We start from the raw sequence: 949 nt of genomic DNA on the forward strand, positions 1-949 counted from the left end.
GGGCTGACCCCGTTTCGTAGGTCCAGTCGTTATGAGAGTCGTCCTGTTGCCCGCGGTCGCGGGCAGGGAGACTGGTCAGATCATGACGAACAGCAGGAAGCGTCACACCCCGGAGCAGGTCGTCCGTAAGCTCGGGCAGGCCGACAGGATGCTCACCGATGGTCAGGACGTCGCGGCGGTGTGCCGGGAGCTGGGGGTGTCCGAGCAGACGTACTACCGGTGGCGGAACCAGTACGGCGGCCTCAAGGCCGACGACGCAAAGCGTCTGAAGGAGTTGGAGAAGCAGAACGCGACCCTGAAGCGTCTGCTCGCGGAAGCGGAGCTGGAGAAGGCCGCGCTCAAGGAGCTGGCTGAGGGAAACTTCTAAGCCCGGACAGGCGCCGCGCCGCCGTCGATCACCTCAAGCGCAAGTTGCGGGTGAGCGAACGGATGGCGTGCCGTCTGGTCGGGCTGAGCCGCTCCGCGTACCGGCGACCGCTCAAGGGCGACACGGTCACGGACCCGGATCGGGCGCTCAGGGAGTGGCTGCGCGCCTGGGCGAAGGACCATCCCCGCTACGGGTATCGGCGGGCGTATCACGACGCCCGCGCCGAGGGGTGGGTGGTGAACCACAAGAAGATCCAACGCCTGTGGCGTGACGAAGGGCTCCGGGTCCCGCAGCGGCGTCGACGCAAGCGCGTCGGGTCCTCGACCGTCGACGCGCCGACGGCGGACGCGCCGAACGTGGTGTGGGCGGTGGACTTCCAGTTCGACGCCGACGAGCACGGACGATTGATCAAGATCTGCTCGATCGTCGACGAACACACCCGGGAGTGCATCGGCGGCCTCGTGGAGCGCTCGATTACCGCCGACCGACTCACCGCCCACCTCGAGGACCTCGTCGCCGCCCGGGGCGCCCCGGCGGTGCTCAGGTCGGACAACGGGCCGGAGTTCATCAGCGAGGCGATGA

Annotated in this window: 1 pseudogene; it reads left to right on the plus strand. The window is 68.1% G+C overall.

Annotated features, from left to right (window positions below):
• Nucleotides 1-82 precede the first annotated feature (82 nt).
• Nucleotides 83-949: pseudogene (locus tag ZAL01S_RS10045) on the plus strand (IS3 family transposase); the annotation flags it as partial.

This window comes from [Zimmermannella] alba NBRC 15616, from assembly GCF_001570905.1.
GTDB lineage: Bacteria > Actinomycetota > Actinomycetes > Actinomycetales > Microbacteriaceae > Pseudoclavibacter > Pseudoclavibacter albus.